Here is a 21,727-nt window from a genome sequence, read left to right as displayed (position 1 = left end):
GTAGTGCTCTGCGTTGTGGCGGTATTCGAAGCCGCTGCCGGCGGGGACGTTCATATCTGGCTGCGCTTGTCGATCATGTCGGCCAACATCGCGAACATGGCGACGTTGAAGGTGCACATCAGCAGTACCAGGGATTTTTCCGTCAGGTCGTGAAGCACCAATGTGTCGTATCCCAGGCTGGCAGTGCTGCAAAGACCGAGCAGCACGATCAGTGGTGTCAGTATCCGCAACGGGGCGAAGTACATGCCGGTGCGCCCGATGATCTGGAGGAACCGGAGGGTGTCCTTGATCGGATGGATCTTGGACTTGCCTGTGCGCTGGTAGTAGTCGATCGGCTCGTAATGGACGCGATAATTGTTGCGCAGCGACGAGATCGTGATCGTGATCGTGAAGCTGAAACCGTTGGGCAGTATTCGAACGAACTTCTGCGCCATATCCTTGCGGAAGACACGCATGCCGGAATTGATGTCAGGCACCTTGAAGTTCACGATCCAGTTCACCCAGGCATGCAGGAAGTACTTCGGAATCTTCCGGATCTTGGAATAGGTGACATTGGCGCCTGTGCGCGCCCCCACGACCATGTCGTAATCCTTGGACAGGTTCACCAGGTGGGGGAGGTCCTTGACCGGATAGGTGCCGTCCGCGTCAGTGATCGCGATCATTTCGGACTCGGCATGGCGCATTCCGGTCTTGAGGGCTGCGCCATAGCCGCGATTGCGATCATGGTCGACGACACGCAGCCTTGGAAAGCGGGCCTTCAGCGCATCGAGGCACTCCAGCGTGCGGTCCGTGGAACCGTCATTGATTGCAATGATCTCGAAGGCTCCCAAAGGTGCGAGCGCAGCGTCGAGCTGCTCGACGGTTTCGGAAATTGCATTCTCCTCGTTGTAGCAGGGAACGAGGATGCTGACCTTCGGTGCATTGTTCACTGGGTTGTCATTCCTGTTTGGGTGACCACGCAATTGTGGTGCGGCTTGGTATGGAGGGCGGCCAGTCCGCCCCGCCCGATGCCTTGCCGCCATGCGGCATGACGCGGGGATGGCCTCAGCGTACCGGGCGCAGGGTTTCCGCGAATCGCGCGATCACCGCGGCGATCCTCCCGGCGGCCCGGCCATCGCCATAGGGATTATGGGCCTTGGACATTGCCTCGTAGGCCTCGGGCTCATCGAGCAGGCGGGTGGCCGCCGCGACGATGCGTGCGCGGTCGGTGCCTACCAGCTGGACCGTCCCCGCCTCGACGGCTTCAGGTCGCTCCGTGGTTTCCCGCATGACCAGCACCGGCTTGCCCAATGACGGCGCCTCTTCCTGCACGCCGCCGGAATCGGTGAGGATCAGGTGCGCGCGCGACATCAGGTAAACAAACGGTAGGTAGTCCTGGGGCTCGATCAGGACGACTCCGGGCTTGTCCGCCAAGATGCGCTTGACCGGTTCCTGGACGTTGGGATTCAGGTGGACGGGATAGACGACCTGCACGTCCCCGCGATCGGCGAGTTCGGCCAGTGCGCCGCAGATCTGCTCGAAGCCGTCGCCGAAGTTCTCGCGACGATGACCGGTGACAAGGACCAGTCGCTTGGCTGGATCGAGGAAAGGGAAGCGGGCAGCCAAGTCGTCCCTCAATGCGGGCTGGGACTCGATCTTGTCCACCACGTCCAGCAATGCGTCGATCACGGTATTGCCTGTGACACTGACGCTGGAGGCGGGCGTGCCCTCCGACAACAGGTTCGCAGAGGAGCGTTCCGTGGGGGCGAAGTGCAGGCTGGTGAGCGGCGCGGTCAGGCGCCGGTTGGCTTCTTCCGGCCAAGGGGCGTGCAAGTTGCCGGTTCGCAATCCCGCTTCGACATGCCCGACCGGGATCCTGGCGTAAAACGCCGCAAGAGCGGATGCGAAGGTGGTGCTGGTGTCGCCATGGACGAGGACGAGGTCCGGCCGGCGCTGTTCGAGCACTCCGGTCATTCCGGAGAGGATCCGGTTGAACAGCCCAGGCAGCGTCTGACCGGGTTCCATCACGTCGAGGTCGTCGTCGGGCGTGATCGAGAAGAGCTCCAGTACCTGGTCGAGCATCTGGCGATGCTGGGCGGTGACGGCCACCAGGGTATCCACGCCCGGCGTGTCCCGCAGGCGGGATACGACCGGCGCCATCTTGATGGCTTCCGGCCGCGTTCCGAACACGACCATGACCTTGATGTTTCCCAACGTACCGTCCTCCTGTGTCATGCCAGGGCCGATTCGAGTTCCGGAAGCACCTTGAACAGGTCTCCGATCAGCCCGATGTCCGCGATCTCGAAAATCGGCGCCTCGGCATCCTTGTTGATCGCCACGATCGTGCCGGCGTCCTTGATGCCGGTCAGGTGCTGGATAGCGCCGCTGATGCCGATGGCGACGTACAGGTCCGGGGCGATGATCTTGCCGGTCTGGCCGACCTGGAGTTCGTTGGGCACGTAGCCCGCGTCGACCGCGGCGCGCGAGGCGCCCACGGCGGCGCCGAGCTTGTCGGCGAAGTCGAAGATGATCTTGAAGTTTTCCTCCGAACCGACGCCGCGGCCGCCGGAGACCACGCGCTTGGCGCTCTGCAGGTCTGGGCGGTCGGATTCGCCGGCGGCAAGGCCGATGTAGCGGGTGTGCGAGGGCAGGGTGGCTTCGACGCTGGCGGCTTCCACCGGCGCGCTGCCGCCCTTCTCCGCCTCCGGCCAGGAAGCGGTGCGCACTGTGGCGACGACGACGTGCTCGGCCGGCGCTTCAACGGTAATGATCGCGTTGCCGGCGTAGATCGGCCGCTTGAATGTATAGCTGCTTTCGACGGCCATCACGTCCGAGACCTGCGCGGTGCCGAGCAGGGCGGCGACGCACGGCATCAGGTCCTTGCCGAAGGTGGTGCTGGGGCCGAACACGTGGCTGTAGTCTTCGGCCAGCCTGGCCACCTGCGGTGCCAGCACTTGGGCGATGGCGTTCGCGTTGGCGTCGTTGGCGACCGTGAGCACCTTCGCCACACCGTCGATCTGTGCGGCCTCGGCGGCGACGGCGACCGGGTCGGCGGCCAGCACGACGATGTCGATGGCTTCCGGCGACAACGCCTGCGCGGCGGACACGCACTTGGCGGTGGAGGTGTTGAGCTTGCCGTCGAGGTGTTCGGCGACGATCAGGACTTTGCTCATGGATGATCCTTGCAACGTAGGGCGGGTCTTGGCCCGCCATTGGAATTTCCGGAAATGGTCGTGGTGAAAATCTGCGGACCGTGGCGGGTCGAGACTCGCCCTACAGCAGGCCCTTGGCCTTCAGGGCGGCAACCAGTTCGGCCGCGTCCTTGACCATAACCCCGCGGCTGCGCTTGGGCGGCGGGGCGTAGTGGGTGGTCTTGAGCGTGTCGCCGGAGTCCACGCCGAGGTCCGCGAACGGAATGCTTTCCAGCGGCTTGGACTTGGCCTTCATGATGTCGGGCAGCTTGATGAAGCGCGGCTCGTTCAGGCGCAGGTCGGTGGTGACGACCGCGGGCAGGTCGACTTCCAGCGTCTCCAGACCGGCGTCGACCTCGCGGGTCACCGTGGCCTTGCCGTCGGCGACCTCGAGCTTGCTGGCGAAGGTCGCCTGCGGCCGGCCCCACAGCGTGGCCAGCATCTGGCCGGTCTGGTTGGCGTCGTCGTCGATGGCCTGCTTGCCCAGGATCACAAGGTCCGGCTGTTCCTTCTCGACCAGCTTGAGCAGGGCGCGGGCGGCGGTCAGGGGCTGGATCGGCTGGTCGCTGACCACGTGGATGGCGCGGTTGGCGCCCATGGCCAGGCCGTTGCGCAGGTGGGCCTGGGCGTCGGCGGGAGCGATGGTGGCGACCACCACCTCGGTGGCGATGCCCTTGTCGCGCAGGCGCAGGGCCTCTTCCAGCGCGATCTCGTCGAAAGGGTTGGCCGACAGCTTGACGCCGTCGGTGACCACGCCGGAGCCGTCCGGCTTGACCTGGATGCGGACGTTGTAGTCCACCACGCGCTTGTAGCCAACGAGGATCTTCATCGTCGCAGAGTCCTTTAGGGGTGGGCCGGCACCGGTCGCCGGGGATTCAGCCGCCCATTCTAACCGGCAGCGCGCGGACGCGTTACCCGGACCGATGGCGCATCAGGCGTAGCCGAGATCCTTGCGAATGCGTTCGAGCCGCCGGGTGGCGTGGTCGAACAGGCCAGGCGGCACAGGGGCTTCCCCGCCGCGGTAGACGTTGCTGAGCCTGCGGCCGCTTGCGCTCTGCGCACCGGCCGAATGGCTCGCAGCGATCGCCTCCAGCCGTTCCGGTGGCGTTGGTCGCCCCAGCAGCGATGCCAGTCTGCCGAGTGGCTCGACGGCACGATCGCGGACATCCTCGTACCGCACCATGTGCGCGGGTTTGCGGCGCAGCATCGAGCGGTAGAACTTTTCGACCATGGCGATGTTGGTGTCGAGGTACTCCGCATCGCTGGCGGTCTGCGTAAGATGCCTGCGCAATTTCGGTTTGCGGAAGGTGCGGGACATGGCGACGTCCAAGGGGTCCCGGACCAGGCCAACCACCACGGCCGTGTCGCCCATGAGGTCGTGTGGGTTCCAACTGTGCGCGGAGTTGATCAGTACGTCGGTATCGGCGGTTCTGGCAGCGTTTTCCACGTGCACCTGGTGGAGGGCGTCAAGGAACGTCGCACGGTCCTGCGGACGCCCTTGTTGAAGCTCGCTGCCGAGTTGCGGCGGGACGTAGACTTCGCCACAGGCATGGACGCCTGGCAACTGCGAAAGCATCGCTTCCACCCAATGGGATCCGGAGCTGCCGCAATTCACGAGGAACAGGGTAGGCGTGCCCGCGCGGGTCCGTCGCCGCGCCGCGGCCCAAACCTGTTCTGCCAGGCGGGCCAGGGACAGGTCGGCACTTTCGCACTGGCGCGCGCTGTACTCCTCCAGCTTGCGGGCCTGCAATGGCTTGTCCCGCGGCCACGCATCACGAGGGGCGTGGATGTAGCGGTTGAACGCAAGCTGCCAGGTCACCAATGGTTCTCGAAATTCTGGTTGATCGTTCCGACCGGGGGCGGTGGGTTGTCCTGTGGCCCTGCCGATACGGTCAGGACAGCCCAAGAGTCGTCACGGGCTGGCGACTATACCTGACTGCGGCGGCCAGGCCTTGCCCGCGTCTCTGGGGCGGTTGTGGCCTTGTCCGTGGCGCGCCGCAGGTCGAGCGCCCGTTTCCGGATGTGGTGTCCGGACTCGGCCTCTCGATACGTCTTCGCACCAGTGCTACTGGCAGGTAGCGGCGCAACAGGCTGTAAACTCTGCCGTCGGGTTTCGCTGCACCTCATCCTTCGTGGATGGATTCAGGAGCCTGAACCGCTTTTCACTTGGGCTGAGGATGCTGGACGAACTTGGTTGGCAGGGGTGGTTGACAGTCGCCGTGACGCTGTCGACGCTCGCCGCATTGCTGTGGGAGCGTTTCAGTCCCGACAAGGTGCTCGGTGCGGCAGCCATCGTCTTGGTCGCCACGGGCGTGCTGACGCCGACCGAGGGGCTCGCGGGATTCTGGAACCCCGGCGTGCTCACGGTGGCGCTGTTGTTCGTGCTCGTCGCCGCGCTCAAGACCACGGGAGCGATCCGCTGGATCGGCGACTGGATCCTGGGACGTCCGCGCGGTGAGTTTCCCGCCCAGGCACGGCTGGTCACCATCTGTGCGCCGCTCAGCGCTTTCATCAACAACACGCCGGTGGTGGCCATGCTCACCTCGGCCGTCGAGCACTGGAGTCCGCGCAGCGGGGTCTCGCCGTCCAAACTCCTCTTGCCGATGAACTACGCCACGATTCTCGGCGGCATGTGCACGCTTGTAGGCACGAGCACGAACTTGATCGTCGCTGGTTTGGTGCTGCAGGCGGGGATCCGTCCATTGCACATGTTCACGCCGCTTGGCGTGGGGGCCGCCGCCGCGGTTGCTGGTGCCATCTACTTGCTGACGGTCGGGCGCTGGCTGTTGCCGGAGCGCCGATCGGCATTGCAACAGGCGGAGTCCGAGATCCACGAGTACGCGGTGGAGATGTTGGTGGAGGCCAATGGCGCCGTGGCAGGGCAGACCATCGGCAGCGCGGGGCTGCGTCACCTTGAGGGCTCATTCCTGCTGGAGCTGGTCCGGGATGGGCAAGTGCACCCTGCGGTGGGCCCGGACATCGAGCTGCATGCAGGCGATCGCCTGGTCTTCGTAGGGGAGGCGGATGCAGTGCACGAGTTGCGCGATATCTCCGGCCTGTGCCTCGCCACCGAACAGATTTTCAAGATCAATGATGCGGGCGGACGGCGCACCCTTCTGGAGGTTGTGCTGTCGAGCTTCGGACCGGCGGTAGGGAAAACCTTGGTCGAATCGGCCTTCCGCAGCCGCTACAACGCTGCTGTGATCGCGATCTCCCGCCGTGGGCAGCGCCTGCACAGCAAGCTCGGCGATGTCGTCCTGCAGGCGGGTGACACCCTGCTGGTGGAAACGGATGCCGGTTTTGCGCGCCGCCATGGTGGCTCCACGGAGTTCCTGATTGTCAGCGAGATCGGTCGGGGTGCAAAGATCGATCGACAGGGCGCCATCACCGTATTGCTCATCGTGGCGATGATGGTCGTTGCCAATACCGTGTTCGGGGTCGATATTCTCATCTCCGCGCTGGTGGCAGCGTTGGCGAGCATTCTGACGCGGTGCGTGAGTTTGATTGAGCTGCGCAGGAGCTTCGACTTGCGATTGCTTGTGGTGATTGCATTCTCATTCGCGCTGGGCGCGGCAATCGACCACAGCGGCGTCGCGGCTGTCGTCGCCGGGGGGCTGAAGGGGTGGGCTGGCGCAGAGCCGTTCTGGACTCTAGTCCTGGTCTACATCGCTGCCGTCCTGTTCACCGAAGTCCTGACCAACAACGCCGCTGCCGTCCTGATGTTCCCCATCGGCATATCGGCCGCGCAACAGCTCGGCGTCGATGTGATGCCGTTCGTGATGGCGGTGATGATGGGAGCTTCCGCCGGGTTCGTGAGTCCGATCGGCTACCAGACCAATCTCATGATCTATGGCCCGGGCGGCTATCGCTTTACCGACTACCTGCGCGTGGGGGGGCCGCTATCGCTGGTCGTGGGTGTGGCCGTACTCTGGTCGATCACGCGGATTTGGCCGTTTTGACGGCGCCCCCTAGAATTCATCTTTTCGGCAGCCCCAGCCATGACTGACATCCCATCCCTATCCCACCTTGACAGGCTCGAGGCCGAGAGCATCCACATCCTCCGTGAAGTGGCCGCCGAGTTCCAGAAGCCGGTGATGCTGTATTCGGTCGGCAAGGACAGTTCAGTGCTGCTGCACCTGTTGCTCAAGGCATTCCACCCCGCGCGGCCACCCATCCCGCTGTTGCATGTGAATACCGGCTGGAAATTCCGCGAGATGATCGAGTTCCGTGATCGCCGGGCCAACGAAACCGGGGTGGAACTCCGGGTGCACGTCAATCCCGAGGGGCTTGCGCAGGGAGTCGGGCCGATCAGCCATGGGGCCACGGTTCACACCGATGTAATGAAGACGCAAGGATTGAAGCAGGCCCTCGACAAGTGGGGCTTTGATGCCGCGATCGGTGGTGCGCGCCGAGATGAAGAGAAGTCGCGTGCCAAGGAGCGGATCTTCAGCTTCCGCAATGCCCAGCATCGGTGGGATCCGAAGAACCAGCGCCCCGAGTTGTGGAGCCTGTACAACACGAGGATCCACAAGGGTGAGTCGGTTCGCGTGTTTCCGATCTCGAACTGGACCGAACTGGACGTGTGGCTTTACATTTTTCGCGAAAGCATCCCCGTGCCCACGCTCTACTTCGCACGCGAGCGTCCGGTGGTGGAGCGCGACGGGGCATTGATCATGGTGGACGATGACCGCTTGCCATTGCGCGAAGGCGAAACGCCGATGCTCAAGAAGGTTCGCTTCCGGACGCTTGGGTGCTATCCGCTTACCGGTGCCATCGAATCCGAAGCAGAAACGCTTGAGCAGATCATCGCCGAAATGCTGGTGGCCACCACGTCCGAACGACAGGGACGGGTGATCGACCACGACCCTTCCGCGTCGATGGAAAAGAAGAAGCAGGAAGGTTACTTCTGATGAACGACATCCGGCTGGAACGGGCTGCCGCCGAGGATGCAGTCGCCTCCTATCTGCAGCAGCACGAAACGAAGAGCATGCTGCGGTTCATCACCTGCGGCAGCGTCGACGACGGCAAGAGCACGCTGATTGGCCGTTTGCTGCATGACACGAAGCTCTTGCTGGACGACCAGCTCGCGGCACTGGAGTCGGACAGCCTCCGGCATGGCACGCAGAACGGTGAAATTGACTTCGCCCTGCTCGTGGACGGGCTGGCGGCAGAACGCGAGCAAGGCATCACGATCGATGTTGCCTACCGGTTTTTCGGAACGGAGAAGCGAAAGTTCATCGTTGCGGATTGCCCCGGACACGAGCAATACACCCGCAACATGGCCACGGGCGCATCGACGGCGGACCTTGCCATCGTGCTGGTGGACGCGCGCAAGGGTCTGCTCACACAGACGCGGCGGCACAGTTACATTCTGTCCCTGCTTGGTATCCGTCATGTGGTGCTGGCCGTCAACAAGATGGATCTCGTCGACTACGACGAGTCGGTATTCGTTGACATCGCGGACAGTTACCGTGCGCTGGCAACGCAGCTCGGAATCCCCTGCGTCACCTGCATCCCGCTTTCCGCGCTGCGGGGGGACAACATGCTCGAAGCGTCTGCAGCCACGCCGTGGTATGCAGGGCCATCGCTCCTTGAGCACCTTGAAGCCGTCGTCGTGGACCGGAATCCGCATGATGGTGCATTCCGCCTGCCGGTCCAGTGGGTCTGCAGACCGAACCAGGACTTCCGCGGGTTCGCAGGCACCGTGACCTCGGGGCCGGTCAGCGTGGGCGATGAGGTCGTCGTGCTGCCTTCGGGACAGCGCAGCGCCGTCTCGGCGATCGTGACGGCCGATGGCAACCTGGATCGTGCCGCTCCTGGGCAGGCGGTGATCCTGACGCTGGCGGATGAAATCGATGCAAGCCGTGGTGATGTCATCGCACTCGGGGCAAGCCCGCCTGAGGTGGCGGACCAGTTCGCCACGCACCTGTTGTGGCTGGGGGAGCAGGCGTTGCTTCCGGGTCGCACCTACTGGCTCAAGATCGGTGCCCGGACGGTTGGTGCCCAGATTACCGAGATCAAGCACAAGATCGACGTCAACACCCAGGAAGAATTGGCGGCCAAGCACCTGGAGTTGAACGAGGTCGCCTACTGCAACATCTACCTAGACCAGCCGGTCGCGTTCGAGCCATACGCAAGCAATCGGGACTTGGGAGCATTCATCCTGATCGATCGCCAGAGCAATGGCACAGTGGCCGCGGGCGTGCTGGATTTCGCCCTGCGCCGGGCGGGCAACATCCATTGGCAACATGTCGATGTCGACAAGGCCGCACGGGCGAGGATCAAGCACCAGCTGCCGCGCTGCGTGTGGTTCACCGGCTTGTCGGGGTCCGGCAAATCCACGATTGCGAACCTGGTGGAGAAACGCCTGCTGGCGATGGGACATCACACCTACATCTTGGATGGCGACAATGTTCGCCATGGCCTCAACAAGGATCTGGGGTTCACGGACGAGGATCGGGTAGAAAACATCCGCCGGGTGGCTGAGGTCGCCAGGCTGATGGTCGATGCCGGGCTCATCGTGCTGGTGAGCTTCATCTCGCCATTCCGGGCTGAGCGCCAGATGGCGCGCGGGATGTTCGGGGAAGGGGAGTTCGTCGAGGTGTTCGTCGACACGCCGTTGGATGTGGCCGAGCAACGTGACGTCAAGGGCCTGTACGCCAAGGCGCGAGCCGGAGATATCAAGAACTTCACCGGCATCGACTCGGAGTACGAGCGTCCCGACCATGCGGAACACGTCCTGGACACAACCCTGAATGATGCTGGAACCTTGGCCGACGCGCTGGTTCGATCCCTGCTCTTGAACTGACATCCTGTGCTGTCCGGACAGCGATATCCCGCTCCGCCCGGTCCATGTTGCTTCCCATGATTCACGACATTACTTTCCACGACCTCCCATAGAGATCACACGAGATGAACATCAAGACAGCTTCGATCTTCGCGCTGTTGACCATGCTGGTTGCCGGCTGCTCACAGCAGCCAACTCCGGACGCGGCAACCGAAGCCGACGAATCGCCGGCCGCACCTGTCGAGCAAGTGGTGGAGAAGCCGGCACGGGGCGCGCTGGAGGAGCCGCTGCCGGAGGGCGTCCAGCTGAACTTCCGTTATCACGTGCGAGGTGATCGGGTCCTGGACAAGGACGGAAGGCGCGACCGCCGTCGCGTAGGCATGGAATATCTCGAAGGCGATCAGGGCACGACATTCGCCAGCGTCGAGAAGTCCATGACGGCAGCTGGCTTCACCCTGCGTGACCGCAAGGAGATGGACAACGGCAACATCCGGGCGAAGTTCGCGAAGCCGCGTTACGGAACCGTCATTGTCACGGTGACGCCGGGTATGGATGTCAAGGCGCGCAACCCTGCTGCGGTGGGGCGGATTTTCCTGAGCTGGCCGGTGCCAAAGGCAGAGGAGAGCGAAGCGGGTTGATTACCCGAGCAGGTCATCTCATCGCTCCCTCGCCATTGGTCGAAAGGACAGTGCCAGGCTCCTCCACGCCCAAGCTAGAATGGTGCGGTTTCCCCCAGGAGCGAGTTCATGGTCGAAGGCACCCGCAAGGGCAAGGTGTTCGCCAGCGCCGAAGCGGCGCTGCAGGGCGCGGTGGCGGATGGGCAGACCCTCGCGGTCGGCGGTTTCGGCCTGTGCGGCATCCCGGAGGCGCTGATCGCCGCGCTGCGGGACTCGGGCGTGAAGGGCCTGACCGTGATCTCCAACAACGCAGGCGTCGACGGTTTCGGCCTCGGCCAGCTGCTGGGCACGCGCCAGATCAAGAAGATGATTTCGTCCTACGTGGGCGAGAACAAGGAGTTCGAGCGCCAGTTCCTGGCCGGCGAGCTTGAGCTGGAATTCAACCCGCAGGGCACCCTGGCCGAGCGCCTGCGCGCCGGTGGCGCGGGGATCCCGGCGTTCTTCACCGCCACCGGCTACGGCACCGTGGTCGCCGAAGGCAAGGAGACGCGCGAGATCGACGGCCGCCATTACGTGCTCGAGACCGCGCTGGTCGCCGACGTGGCGCTGGTCAAGGCCTGGAAGGCCGACCAGGCCGGCAACCTGCTGTTCCGCAAGACCGCGCGCAACTTCAACCCGGCCTGCGCGATGGCGGGCAGGACCTGCATCGTCGAGGTGGAGGAGGTCGTCGAGATCGGCGCCATCGACCCCGACCACGTGCACCTGCCCGGCATCTATGTCGACCGCATCGTGCACAACCCGACTCCCGAGAAGCGCATCGAACAGCGCACCGTCCGCCAGGAGGTGAAGTGATGGCCTGGACCCGCGAAGAGATGGCGCAGCGCGCCGCCCGTGAACTGGAAGACGGCATGTACGTCAACCTCGGCATCGGCCTGCCGACGCTGGTGGCCAACTACATCCCCGACGGCGTGGACGTGTGGCTGCAGTCGGAAAACGGCCTGCTCGGCATCGGTCCGTTCCCGACCGAGGACGAGATCGACGCCGACCTGATCAACGCCGGCAAGCAGACCGTCACCGCGCGCGCCGGCGCCAGCTACTTCGGCAGCCACGACTCGTTCGCCATGATCCGCGGCGGCCACATCGACCTGGCGATCCTCGGCGCGATGGAAGTCACCGACCAGGGCGACCTGGCCAACTGGATGGTGCCCGGCAAGATGGTCAAGGGCATGGGCGGGGCGATGGACCTGGTCGCCGGGGTCAAGCGGGTGGTGGTGCTGATGGAGCACTGCACGAAGAAGGGCGAGTCCAAGATCCTCCCTGAATGCACGCTACCGCTGACCGGCGTGGGCGTGGTGAGCCGGATCATCACCGACCTGGCCGTGTTCGACGTGACCGGCGACGGGCTGGTGCTGCAGGAGCTGGCGCCGGGCGTGGAGCTGGAAGAGGTGAAGCAGAAGACCGGGGTTGCGTTCAGCCAGGCCTGAGCCCGTGAATGCCGGCATGGCGGGGTCGCCATGCCGGAACCGCGATCTGCGTACCGTGCTTTCCGGTATTCTTCAGGCAAACTCCGGCTGAATCTGCCTTACCTGAGGAACTCCCCCATGCGTAACTACCTGACTGCGGGCATCGTGCTCGGCTTGCTGGCGGGCTGCTCGTCCGATCAGGACCCCGCCACCGCCAAGGCCGGGGCAACGGTTGCCGACAGTGCACTGATGGCCCATGCGGGCGCCGCGTTCACGTCGCGCGCGCCGATGTCGGGCGTGGCGTCGCTTCCGGACCGCGGCGAACTGCTCGCCTATGAAAAGAGCCGCCCGGCCACGCACAGCGGCGCGTATTCGGCCTATCCGGTCGCGATCAGCGAAGCGCACGCACTCAACGCGATGCGCACCGGCGAGATGGTGATCAACACCCCGGACGGCGAACCCATCCGCCTGACGTACGAACGCCATGAAGAGGGCAAGGACGGCAACTGGACCTGGATCGGCCGAAACGCCGAGGGCGCCAGCGCGGTGATCACCTTCGGCGAAAAGGCCGTGTTCGGCGTGATCCCGCAGGGCGCTACCGACAGCCTGAGCCTGAGGACGAGCGCCGGGCAGCCCTGGCTGGTACAGACCGACCGCAGCAAGCTCGCCGGCATGAACGGGATGCCGCGCCGTGACGCCGGCGACCAGCTGCTGCCGCCGGCGATGGCCGGTGCCATGGCGGCGCGGACGGCCTCTGCGACGACCGCGTTGTCGGCTCCCGTGATGGCCAATGCCTCCGCGTCGGCCGCGGTGGTGGACGTCCTGCTTGGCTATACGCCGGGATTCGTGACCGGGATCGGCAGCGAGTCCGGCGCGGTCACCCGGCTGGTGAACATGGCGGCGATCGCCAACGACGCCTATGCCAACAGCGGCGTCAATATGCGCATCCGCCTGGTCAAGACCCTGAAAGTCAACTATGCGGACGACACCGACAACAGCGATGCGCTGCAGAAGCTGACCGGCTACGAGGCGGGGGAGGATGGCGGCCCGATCGACGTCGACCCCGCGTTCAAGGAACTGCGCGAGATGCGCGACGAAGTCGGTGCCGACCTCGTTTCGCTGGTGCGCGCGTTCCGCACGCCGCAGAACAACGGCTGCGGCATCGCATGGCTGATCGGCAGCGAGCAGAGCGGGATCAGCGCACAGGATGAGCCGTTCGGCTATTCGGTCGTCAGCGACGGCAACGACAAGGACGAGGACGACGGCTACACCTACGGTTGCAGCCAGGAAACCCTGGCCCACGAGCTGGGCCACAACATGGGCCAGGCGCACAACGAAGAGGACAGCAAGGACGACGACGGCAATCTGTCGTATGGCCTGCATGAATACTCGTTCGGCTACCGGGAAAGCTCGTCGACGGGCTTCTACACCGTGATGTCGTACCCGCACGAGGACGGTAACCAGACCGGGATCCGTTACTTCGCCAACCCTGCCATCAAGTACGACGGCCGGCCGACCGGTGTTGCCAACAAGTCGGACAACGCGCGCAGCATGAACCAGTCGATGCCGGTTGTGGCGCAGTTCAGGGAAACTGTGATTCCCGCGGGTTTCGTGCGCAATGATGTCGATGGCAACGGGAAGTCCGATCTGGTATTCCGCAATCGCAGGAACGGCGCGAACGCAATCTGGTTGTCCGCCGACTACGCGACCCAGCAGCCGATGACGACGGTGACGAGCCAAGCTTGGAAGGTCGTGGGTAATGGTGATTTCGATGGCGATGGGCAGGCGGACATCCTGTGGCGAAACTCCACCACGGGCGCCAATGCGATCTGGAAATCCGGCAATTATGATACCCAGCAGGACATTGACAACGTCACCGACAAATCGTGGATCGTCGCCGGAGTCGGTGATTTCGATGGCGACGGCAAGTCGGATATCCTCTGGCGCAAGACTTCCAATGGGGCGAATACGATATGGCGATCTGGTGATTCTGCGAGCCAGATGAGTACGACAACTGTCAGCCTGTCCTGGATGGTGGCCGGCGTCGGTGACTTTGATGGCGACGGATTCGACGACATCCTTTGGTATACGCGTGCTGGGGGCAAGAGCACGATCTGGAAGCGAGGCAATTCCGGCAATCGGCAATCCGTGACATCGGTTTCGGACAAGAATTGGGAGATCGTCGGTATCGGGAACTTCAATGGTGACTCGAGCTCGGACATGCTCTGGCGCCATCGGATAACGGGCAAGACAACTATCTGGAAGTCCGCGAACTCCAGTTCACAACAGGCGGTGGGGGTCGTCAATCTCGACTGGAGTCCGGTCGCCATCGGCGACTACGATGGCGACGGTAGGTCGGACATTTTCTGGCGAAACTCGAAGAACGGCAGAAACGTGTACTGGAAGGGTGGTAATCCAGCTACTCAGCAGTCCGTCACGGCTATCACGAACCTGGATTGGGAAGTGCAGGACTAGGTTCGTTGAGGCCTGATTCTGGCGGTATGGGCGGGCGCCGATGGCGCCCGCTTTATTGTTGGACAAGATGATCTGATCGCAGAGCCATATGCGCAACACTTGGCCGTGAGTTTGGTGCGGGATTTGGCGCGACGCCCGGCTGGAACGCATGTCAATGTGCCAGCGCTGAATGCGCATTGCGAAGTCATCCAGCTCACGGGGTAACAGCTACAGATTCTGGTAATTCGGCCCCGCACCCCCCTCCGGCGTCACCCAGGTGATGATCTCGTAGGGGTCCTTGATGTCGCAGGTCTTGCAGTGGACGCAGTTGGCGGCGTTGATCTGCAGGCGCTTGCCGTGCTCCGAGGCGGCGTCCTCGACGATCTCGTAGACGGCGGCGGGGCAGAAGCGGGTACAGGGGTTGCCGTATTCCTCGACGCAGCGGGTGACGCAGAGGTCGGTGTCGGCGACCTTCAGGTGCACCGGCTGGTCCTCGTCGTGTTCGGTGGCGGCGAAGTACACGCCGGCCAGGCGGTCGCGCGGGGGCAGGGTACGCTGGACGTAGTCGCGTTTGGGTTCTTCCTGCTGGCCGAGCTTGTGCAGCGACGACCAGTCTGGGGTCACCTTCAGCGTCCACGGTGACAGGCCGGCGGTGACGGTTTCCCAGCCGGCATTGGCCAGGCCGAACCACAGGCCCTTCTTGAAGCCGGGCTTGATGTTGCGCACCTTGCGCAGTTCGGCCATCGCGTCGGAGGCGCGCAGTTTCGCGTCGAAGCCTTCGGCCGACAGCGAGTCGACCAGGTGCCCGGCGGCCAGCATGCCGCTGCGGATCGCCTGGTGGGTGCCCTTGATCTTCGGCACGTTGAGCAGGCCGGCGGTGTCGCCGATCAGCAGCGCGCCGGGCATTTCCACTTTCGGCAGCGACTGCCAGCCGCCGGTGACGATGGCGCGCGCGCCGGCCGAGAGGATGTTGCCGCCCTCGAGCAGCGGTGCGACCGTCGGGTGGTTCTTCCACTGCTGGAAGGCTTCCCACGGCTTGTATTCCGGGTCGCTGTAGTCGAGGCCGCTGACGTAGCCCAGCGCGATGCGGTCGCCGTCCAGGTGGTAGAGGAAACTGCCGCCGTAGGTCCTGGTATCCGCCGGCCAGCCGAGCGAGTGCACGACCTTGCCGGGGCTGACGCGCCCGGCCGGCACCTGCCACAGTTCCTTGATGCCGATCGAGTAGGCCTGCGGGTCGCTGTCGCGGTCGAGGTCGAAGCGCTTCACCAGCCGTTTGGTCAGGTGGCCGCGCGCGCCTTCCGCCAGCACCGTGACCTTCGCGTGGATGTCGATGCCGGCGGTGTAGCCGGGCTTGTGCGAGCCGTCCTTGGCCACGCCCATGTCGCCGATGCGCACGCCGATGACGGTGCCGCTGTCGTCATGCAGGGTTTCGGCGGCGGAGAAGCCGGGGTAGATCTCCACGCCCAACGCTTCCGCCTGCGGGGCCAGCCAGGCGCACATGGCGCCGAGGCTGACGATGAAGTTGCCCTTGTTGTGCATGCCGGGCGGCACGATCGGCGACTTGTAGCCGCCAGTCCTGGTCAGGTACCAGAACTCGTCTTCGGTCACCGGCACGCAGATCGGCGGCGGGTTGTCGCGCCAGCCCGGGAGCAGGGCGTCGAGCGGCTCCGGCTCGATCACTGCGCCGGACAGGATGTGCGCGCCGATGGTGCTGGACTTCTCGATCACGCAGACCGACAGCTCCGGGTTGAGCTGCTTGAGGCGGATCGCGAACGACAGCCCTGCCGGTCCCGCGCCCACGGTGACGACGTCGTACTCCATGACATCGCGTTCGGTCTCGGGAGCGCTGTCGCGCGGCTGGTCGTTGGGTTCGCTCATGTCGGCGGCCTGTTCTGCGTGCGCCGATTGTCGCGGGTTTGCGCCGCAAGCGCCAAACCGGCGGGTGCTTGTCGCCGGGCAGGGCGGCCGCCGCAGGTGGCGGCGGCGACGCGCGCGTGGCCTCAGTGCGGTTGCTGCTCGTGCTGCGCGCCGCTGGCCAGGACCCAGCCTGCGATCTGGCGCGAGGCCTCGGCCAGCGCCGTGTCGAAGGCGGACACGACCTCGGGCACCGCGGTACCGACCGCCGGCTCGGCGACCAGGAACGTACGTGAGGCTACCGCCTGCCGGTCGACCGGGTGCAGCAGCTTGGCACTGACCTCGATCGTCGCCGAGGGCACCGCCGCACCGGCGTATTCGGCTTCGAACCGGCGCAGGTCCATGACCAGCCGGTAGTCGCCCTCGATGCCGCGGCCCTGCCGCGCGACCGCGCGCAGCTTGCCGGAGTCTTCCAGCGTGCGCAGGATCGAGTCCTCCAGCATCTGCGTGGGCGGCTTCGACCAGCTGGCGCCCTTGTAGACCTGGACCTCGGCCGGCACGGGGCGCACGGCGATGCGCAGGCTGTCGATCATGCGCGCCGCAGAGGCCGGGCTGATCGTCAGCTGCCAGTCCGCCGACGGCCACGCCGGGTCCGGCGCGACGCGCGGATCCGGCGCGTAGATGGTGGACGATTCGCGCTGGTTGCCGCCGCCGAGCAGGGAACAGCCGGCGAGCAGGCCGCAGACGAGCGCGAGCACGGCGGCACGGGCCTGCGGGGCCAGGGAGGCGCGCGCGTGCGCGGATTGGCGGGTGCGGCCGGTCATCGGCGGCTGCATGGCTGTTCCTTCCGTCTTCATTCCGGTTCGAACTCCTTGGGCGCGTCGCGGCCGAGCAGGAACCGCGTCGGGTTGCCCTCCAGCCGGTCGCTGATGCGGCGCAGGTCGCGGATCAGCGTGCGCAGCTCGGCCAGCGTCGGGCCCAGCTGCGACAGGCCGTCGTTGGCGAAGCTCTGGATCGCGCCGCGGTTCTCGTTGAGGATGTCGTTGGCGCCGCCGGCGGCCGAATCCAGCCGGGACAGCGTGCTGTCCAGCCGCGCGACCAGGCCGGGCAGCTTCTGCACGAACTCGCGATCGACGTCGCTGATCGCGCGGTTGGTGCTGTCGAGCGTGGTGTTGAGCTGCTCGCTGGCCTTGCGCGCGTTGGCGACCAGGGCCGTCAGGTCCTCGCGCTCGTCGGCGATCGAGCCGGTCAGCGACTCGATGTTCTCCAGCGTGCCGGAAATGCGTGCGACGTTTTCCTCGCTGAGTACCTGGTCCAGGCGCTCGACCAGCCGGTTGGCGGTATCGGCGATGTTCTGCAGCGCGGAAGGCTCGGTCTGGATGATCGGTACCTCGTGCCCGGGCGTCTCGGTCAGGCGCGGGCTGTTGGGGTCGCCGCCGGTGAGCTGGATGATCGGGCTGCCGGTGAGGCTGGTCATCGACAGCTTGGCGCGGGTGTCGGTCTTGATCGGCGCGTCGGCCTGCAGCTTGAGCCGCGCGATCACCGCGCGTGGGTCGTTGGGCGCCAGTTTCAGGCTGTCGATGGTGCCGATGGCGATGCCGTTGTACTGCACGCTGCTGCCGTCGGTCAGGCCGGTGACCGGCTCGCGGAAGATCACGTCGTACTCGCGCCAGCTCTTGTCGGACGAATACTTTGCCGCCCACAGGCCGAAGCCGAGCAGGAACAGCGTCACCAGGATGGTGAACGCGCCGATCAGGACGTAGTTGGCCTTGGTTTCCATGGTGTCAAAGCCGGGATTCGGGATTCGGGATTGGGGATTCGCAAGGCACGGTGGGGGTCCGGGTGAAGAAAGAAGCAGGGCCAGGCTGGCGGGGGAGGGCGTTCATCAATGCTCCGACTCCGAAGCGCCGACCTTGGCCTCTCGCGCCGCGCGCCCGCGGGGGCCGTTGAAATACTCGCGCACCCAGGGATGGTCAAGGCGTTCGATGTCCTCGATCGGGCCCACCGCAACCACCTTCCTGTCGGCCAGCACCGCGATGCGGTCGCAGATAGCGTACAGGGTGTCGAGGTCGTGGGTGATGAGGAATACCGTCAGCCCCAGCGCCTGTTGCAGGGTGCGGATCAGGTTGTCGAAGGCGTTGGCGCCGATCGGATCCAGGCCCGCGGTCGGTTCGTCGAGGAACAGCAGCGGCGGGTCCAGCGCCAGTGCGCGTGCCAGGCCCGCGCGCTTGCGCATGCCGCCGGACAGCTGCGAGGGGAGCTTGTCGATCGCGTCGGCGGGCAGGCCGGCGAGCTTGACCTTCAGCAACGCCAGCTCGTAGCGCCAGCTGTCGGGCAACTCCGGGTTGTGCTCCTTCAGCGGCACCTGCACGTTCTCGCCGACGGTGAGCGAGGAGAACAGCGCGCCGTCCTGGAACAGCACGCCGGTGCTGCGTTCGATGTGCAGGCGGCTGTCGGCGTCATCGGCCAGCGCATCCGCGCCAAGCACCTCGATGCTGCCGGCGTTGGGCCGGCGCAGGCCGAGGATCGAGCGCATCAGCACCGACTTGCCGGTGCCGGAGCCGCCGACCACGCCGAGGATCTCGCCGGGCATCACGTCCAGGTCGAGGTTCTCGTGCACGACCTGCTCGCCGAAGCGGTTGACCAGGCCGCGGACGGAGATGATCGCTTCGCGATCATCGGGATTCGGGATTCGGGATTCGGGATTCGTCAAAGCAAAGCCTCCGCCGCATTTGCGTCGTGCGCGTTCTCGAATCCCGAATCCCGAATCCCGAATTCCGGCTCCACGATCACCACCCCACATGCATGAACCAGATCGCCGCCAGCGCGTCGATGATGATCACCAGCGAGATCGTCTGCACCACGCTCGAGGTGGTGCGCTCGCCCACGGACTGCGCCGTGCCCTGGACCTGCAGCCCCTCCAGGCAGCCGATCAGGCCGATCACGATGGCGAAGACCGGCGCCTTCGACATGCCCACCAGGAAGTGCCGCAGCTCGATGGTGTCGTGCATGCGCGCGAAATAGGCCTGCGGCGGGATGTCGAGGCTGAATGCGCCCACCGACATGCCGCCGAGCAGGCCGGCGATCATGGCGATGAAGGTCAGCAGCGGCAGCATGATCAGCAGCGCCAGCACACGCGGGATCACCAGCAGGTCGATCGGGTCGAGGCCCAGGGTGCGGATCGCATCGACCTCCTCGCGGCTGACCATCGCGCCGATCTGCGCGGTGAACGCACTGGCCGTGCGGCCGGCCAGCAGGATCGCGGTCAGCAGCACGCCGAACTCGCGCAGGAAGGCGATGTTGACCAGCTCCACCACCAGGATCGTGGCGCCGAAGTCGGCCAGGATCGTCGAGCCGAGGAACGCGATCACCGCGCCCACCAGATACGACAGCAGCGCCACCAGCGGCACCGCGTCCAGGCCGACCTGCTCCATGTGGTGCACGACCGAGGTGATGCGCAGCCGGCGCGGCTGCATGACGGTGCGGCCGAGCTTGACCAGGTTCTCGCCCAGGAAACTGACCAGGGCGATGATCTCGTTCCAGTTGTCGGTGACCGCGAAGCCCAGCCGCGCCAGCGCGGCCTGGACGCCATAGTCGCGCTTTTTCTTCGGGCGGTCGTCGGCCACGTCCTCGATGGCTTCCACCAGCGCGTGGTGGTCCTCGCGGAACGCGAAGGCGTCGTAATCGATGCCCTGTCGCCGGGCGAAGCGCAGCAACTGCAGCACGCCGGCTGAATCGAGGCGGTCCACGCCGGTGGCGTCGACCGATTCCACCTTGCCCAGGTCGTCGCGCAGCATCCTGCCGACGGCCACGGCGTGTTCCAGCGTCCACTGCCCGCGCAGACGCAGCCGGCCGCTGTCCGGATCGGTGTCGATGGCGGGTGCGTTGCCGCGGGGGGCGCCCATGTGCCGTTGCGTGCTCCGTGTGCTGCAGGGGTCGCCCCGCGGTACGCGATGGCGGCGAGCATACAGGCTACCAAGCCCGTCGTGACGGGCGGCGACACGCCCTTGCGCACGCGATGGGTGCCGGCGGCCACGCCTGCGTGCGATCCTTTGCCGATGGCCTCCTCCTTCCAGCACATCGGCTACGCCGCCCGCATCGCCTTCGTGGTCGAGCTGGCCGAGCGCCTGCATACCTACGGCACCACCGCCCAGCGCCTCGAGGGCGCGCTGGTGTCGGTGTCGCAGACGCTGGGGCTGGACTGCGAGCCGATGGCGAACCCGACCGGCATGGTGCTGACCTTCAGCGACCCGACCCGGCCGGCCGGCGAAAGCGACACCACCCGCGTGATCCGCGTGCCGCCCGGCGATGACGACCTGGCCAAGCTGTGCGAGGCCGACCGCATCGCCGAGGACGTGATGGCCGAGCGGATCGGCCTGGCCGAAGGCTACGCCGCGCTGCGCGCGCTTGACCGCCCCGCGCGGCGCCGGGACCAGGTGCTGCGCGCGCTGGCCTTCGGCCTGTCGGCGGCGAGCGTGGCCGGCCTGCTGCGCCTGCCATGGCTGGACATCGCCACCGCCGGCGCGATCGGCGTGCTGGTGGGCGCGATCGACTGGGCCTCGTCGACGCGGCCGCGGCTGCGCGAGGCCAGCGAGGCGCTGTCGTCGATGGTCGCGGCCACCGTGGCGATCGCGGTGGCCGCGCTGGTGGGGCCGCTGAACCTCAATACCGTGATCATCGCCGCGCTCATCGTGCTGATGCCGGGCATGACGCTGACCAACGCCTTCAACGAGCTGACCAGCCAGCACCTGGTGTCGGGCATGGCGCGGATCGCGGGCGCGATGAGCACGATGCTCAAGCTGACCGTCGGCACGATGATCGCGCTGATGGCCGCGCAGGCGCTGGGCATCGAGCCGCACGTGCGCGCGCTGCGGCCGCAGCCGCACTGGGTGGAATGGTGCGCGCTGGCCACCGGCGGGCTGGCGTTCGCGGTGCTGTTCCGCGCCGCGCGCCGCGACTGGCCGCTGGTGATCGTCGCGGCGATGTCTGGCTACGTGATCACGCGCGTGGTGGGCGACGACTGGGGTGGCCCGGTCGGGATCTTCGTCGCCGCGCTGGTGCTGACCGCGGGTGGCAACGCCTATGCGCGCTGGACCCAGCGCCCGGGCGCACTGGTGCGCGTGCCCGGCATCATCCTGATGGTCCCCGGCAGTTCCAGCGTGCGCGGCGTGCTGACCCTGATCCAGCAGCAGGACTTCGCCGCCGGTCAGCAGGCGGCGCTGGCGGTGATCAATATCCTGCTGGCGCTGATCGCCGGGCTGCTGTTCGGCAATTTGCTGCTGCCGACGCGGCGGAATCTATGACGGCCGGGATTGGGGATCTGGAGACGCCGGGATTTTGTAGGAGCGGCTTCAGCCGCGAGCTTTTGATCCTGCGGCAAAT

Annotated in this window: 18 protein-coding genes; 8 read left to right on the top strand and 10 right to left on the bottom strand. The window is 65.6% G+C overall.

Annotated elements, in window-relative coordinates; genetic code table 11:
• Positions 1 to 50: 50 nt before the first annotated feature.
• From ABD679_RS13290 to ABD679_RS13270, 5 genes are all read right to left on the bottom strand, one after another.
• The gene (locus tag ABD679_RS13290) at positions 51 to 929 is read right to left on the bottom strand and encodes a glycosyltransferase family 2 protein (RefSeq protein ID WP_344760480.1); all 879 of its coding nucleotides are present in this window, start codon (positions 927 to 929) and stop codon (positions 51 to 53) included.
• Positions 930 to 1,044: 115 nt separating this feature from the next.
• Positions 1,045 to 2,214 (bottom strand): non-hydrolyzing UDP-N-acetylglucosamine 2-epimerase, encoded by a 1,170-nt coding sequence (gene wecB / locus ABD679_RS13285; RefSeq protein ID WP_344760479.1) that lies wholly within the window; start codon positions 2,212 to 2,214, stop codon positions 1,045 to 1,047.
• Positions 2,211 to 3,152 carry an electron transfer flavoprotein subunit alpha/FixB family protein gene (locus ABD679_RS13280; RefSeq protein ID WP_344760477.1) on the bottom strand — a complete coding sequence of 314 codons (942 nt, stop codon included), beginning with the start codon at positions 3,150 to 3,152 and terminating at the stop codon, positions 2,211 to 2,213. The genes wecB and ABD679_RS13280 overlap by 4 nt, the downstream gene beginning before the upstream one ends.
• A gap of 100 nt (positions 3,153 to 3,252) precedes the next feature.
• Positions 3,253 to 3,999, bottom strand: a complete 747-nt coding sequence (locus ABD679_RS13275; RefSeq protein ID WP_344760476.1) for an electron transfer flavoprotein subunit beta/FixA family protein — start codon at positions 3,997 to 3,999, stop codon at positions 3,253 to 3,255.
• Positions 4,000 to 4,101: 102 nt separating this feature from the next.
• Positions 4,102 to 4,989 carry a sulfotransferase domain-containing protein gene (locus tag ABD679_RS13270; RefSeq protein ID WP_344760475.1) on the bottom strand — a complete coding sequence of 296 codons (888 nt, stop codon included), beginning with the start codon at positions 4,987 to 4,989 and terminating at the stop codon, positions 4,102 to 4,104.
• A gap of 358 nt (positions 4,990 to 5,347) precedes the next feature.
• Between ABD679_RS13270 and ABD679_RS13265 the strand changes: the two genes are divergently transcribed.
• From ABD679_RS13265 to ABD679_RS13235, 7 genes are all read left to right on the top strand, one after another.
• Positions 5,348 to 7,129 (top strand): SLC13 family permease, encoded by a 1,782-nt coding sequence (locus ABD679_RS13265; RefSeq protein ID WP_344760474.1) that lies wholly within the window; start codon positions 5,348 to 5,350, stop codon positions 7,127 to 7,129.
• Between the two features lie 39 nt (positions 7,130 to 7,168).
• Positions 7,169 to 8,080, top strand: a complete 912-nt coding sequence (gene cysD, locus ABD679_RS13260; protein WP_344760473.1) for a sulfate adenylyltransferase subunit CysD — start codon at positions 7,169 to 7,171, stop codon at positions 8,078 to 8,080.
• Positions 8,080 to 9,978 (top strand): sulfate adenylyltransferase subunit CysN, encoded by a 1,899-nt coding sequence (cysN, locus tag ABD679_RS13255; RefSeq protein WP_344760472.1) that lies wholly within the window; start codon positions 8,080 to 8,082, stop codon positions 9,976 to 9,978. Before cysD ends, cysN begins: the two co-directional genes overlap by 1 nt.
• 104 nt (positions 9,979 to 10,082) lie before the next feature.
• Complete coding sequence (locus ABD679_RS13250) at positions 10,083 to 10,595, top strand: hypothetical protein (protein ID WP_344760471.1); 513 nt, start codon at positions 10,083 to 10,085, stop codon at positions 10,593 to 10,595.
• A 108-nt stretch (positions 10,596 to 10,703) separates the two neighbouring features.
• On the top strand, positions 10,704 to 11,426 hold the full coding sequence (locus ABD679_RS13245) for a CoA transferase subunit A (RefSeq protein ID WP_344760470.1): 723 nt from the start codon (positions 10,704 to 10,706) through the stop codon (positions 11,424 to 11,426).
• Entirely contained in the window at positions 11,426 to 12,058 is a 633-nt protein-coding gene (locus tag ABD679_RS13240) for a CoA transferase subunit B (RefSeq protein WP_344760469.1), read from the top strand. Before ABD679_RS13245 ends, ABD679_RS13240 begins: the two co-directional genes overlap by 1 nt.
• A gap of 117 nt (positions 12,059 to 12,175) precedes the next feature.
• A complete protein-coding gene (locus ABD679_RS13235) occupies positions 12,176 to 14,512 on the top strand; it encodes a reprolysin-like metallopeptidase (protein WP_344760468.1) in 2,337 nt (778 codons plus the stop codon).
• Positions 14,513 to 14,719: 207 nt separating this feature from the next.
• Here ABD679_RS13235 and ABD679_RS13230 read toward each other — a convergent pair whose 3' ends face one another.
• The 5 genes from ABD679_RS13230 to ABD679_RS13210 all read right to left on the bottom strand — a co-directional run bounded on the left by ABD679_RS13230 (position 14,720) and on the right by ABD679_RS13210 (position 20,250).
• On the bottom strand, positions 14,720 to 16,369 hold the full coding sequence (locus ABD679_RS13230; RefSeq protein WP_344760467.1) for an electron transfer flavoprotein-ubiquinone oxidoreductase: 1,650 nt from the start codon (positions 16,367 to 16,369) through the stop codon (positions 14,720 to 14,722).
• A gap of 122 nt (positions 16,370 to 16,491) precedes the next feature.
• A complete protein-coding gene (locus tag ABD679_RS13225) occupies positions 16,492 to 17,181 on the bottom strand; it encodes an ABC-type transport auxiliary lipoprotein family protein (RefSeq protein WP_344760466.1) in 690 nt (229 codons plus the stop codon).
• 17 nt (positions 17,182 to 17,198) lie between these two features.
• Positions 17,199 to 18,125: an MlaD family protein gene (locus ABD679_RS13220; protein WP_344760465.1), complete on the bottom strand. Its 927-nt coding sequence runs from the start codon at positions 18,123 to 18,125 to the stop codon at positions 17,199 to 17,201.
• A gap of 105 nt (positions 18,126 to 18,230) precedes the next feature.
• The gene (locus tag ABD679_RS13215; protein ID WP_344760464.1) at positions 18,231 to 19,058 is read right to left on the bottom strand and encodes an ABC transporter ATP-binding protein; all 828 of its coding nucleotides are present in this window, start codon (positions 19,056 to 19,058) and stop codon (positions 18,231 to 18,233) included.
• Between the two features lie 76 nt (positions 19,059 to 19,134).
• Positions 19,135 to 20,250 (bottom strand): ABC transporter permease, encoded by a 1,116-nt coding sequence (locus tag ABD679_RS13210; RefSeq protein ID WP_344760463.1) that lies wholly within the window; start codon positions 20,248 to 20,250, stop codon positions 19,135 to 19,137.
• A 153-nt stretch (positions 20,251 to 20,403) separates the two neighbouring features.
• Between ABD679_RS13210 and ABD679_RS13205 the strand changes: the two genes are divergently transcribed.
• Entirely contained in the window at positions 20,404 to 21,648 is a 1,245-nt protein-coding gene (locus tag ABD679_RS13205; RefSeq protein WP_344760461.1) for a threonine/serine exporter family protein, read from the top strand.
• Positions 21,649 to 21,727: the final 79 nt, after the last annotated feature.

The sequence above is a fragment of the Luteimonas lutimaris genome, assembly GCF_039537065.1.
In the GTDB taxonomy this organism is placed as follows: Bacteria; Pseudomonadota; Gammaproteobacteria; order Xanthomonadales; family Xanthomonadaceae; genus Luteimonas; species Luteimonas lutimaris.
This window is presented reverse-complemented; position numbering and strand designations above follow the sequence as displayed.

Coding starts and splice junctions, on each gene's coding strand:
- ABD679_RS13235 (WP_344760468.1), top strand. CDS start 12,176: ATGCGTAACTACCTGACTGCGGGCATCGTGCTCGGCTTGCTGGCGGGC.
- ABD679_RS13265 (WP_344760474.1), top strand. CDS start 5,348: ATGCTGGACGAACTTGGTTGGCAGGGGTGGTTGACAGTCGCCGTGACG.
- ABD679_RS13220 (WP_344760465.1), bottom strand. CDS start 18,125: ATGGAAACCAAGGCCAACTACGTCCTGATCGGCGCGTTCACCATCCTG.
- ABD679_RS13225 (WP_344760466.1), bottom strand. CDS start 17,181: ATGCAGCCGCCGATGACCGGCCGCACCCGCCAATCCGCGCACGCGCGC.
- ABD679_RS13280 (WP_344760477.1), bottom strand. CDS start 3,152: ATGAGCAAAGTCCTGATCGTCGCCGAACACCTCGACGGCAAGCTCAAC.
- ABD679_RS13205 (WP_344760461.1), top strand. CDS start 20,404: ATGGCCTCCTCCTTCCAGCACATCGGCTACGCCGCCCGCATCGCCTTC.
- ABD679_RS13230 (WP_344760467.1), bottom strand. CDS start 16,369: ATGAGCGAACCCAACGACCAGCCGCGCGACAGCGCTCCCGAGACCGAA.
- ABD679_RS13210 (WP_344760463.1), bottom strand. CDS start 20,250: ATGGGCGCCCCCCGCGGCAACGCACCCGCCATCGACACCGATCCGGAC.
- ABD679_RS13250 (WP_344760471.1), top strand. CDS start 10,083: ATGAACATCAAGACAGCTTCGATCTTCGCGCTGTTGACCATGCTGGTT.
- ABD679_RS13245 (WP_344760470.1), top strand. CDS start 10,704: ATGGTCGAAGGCACCCGCAAGGGCAAGGTGTTCGCCAGCGCCGAAGCG.
- wecB (WP_344760479.1), bottom strand. CDS start 2,214: ATGACACAGGAGGACGGTACGTTGGGAAACATCAAGGTCATGGTCGTG.
- cysN (WP_344760472.1), top strand. CDS start 8,080: ATGAACGACATCCGGCTGGAACGGGCTGCCGCCGAGGATGCAGTCGCC.
- ABD679_RS13240 (WP_344760469.1), top strand. CDS start 11,426: ATGGCCTGGACCCGCGAAGAGATGGCGCAGCGCGCCGCCCGTGAACTG.
- cysD (WP_344760473.1), top strand. CDS start 7,169: ATGACTGACATCCCATCCCTATCCCACCTTGACAGGCTCGAGGCCGAG.
- ABD679_RS13275 (WP_344760476.1), bottom strand. CDS start 3,999: ATGAAGATCCTCGTTGGCTACAAGCGCGTGGTGGACTACAACGTCCGC.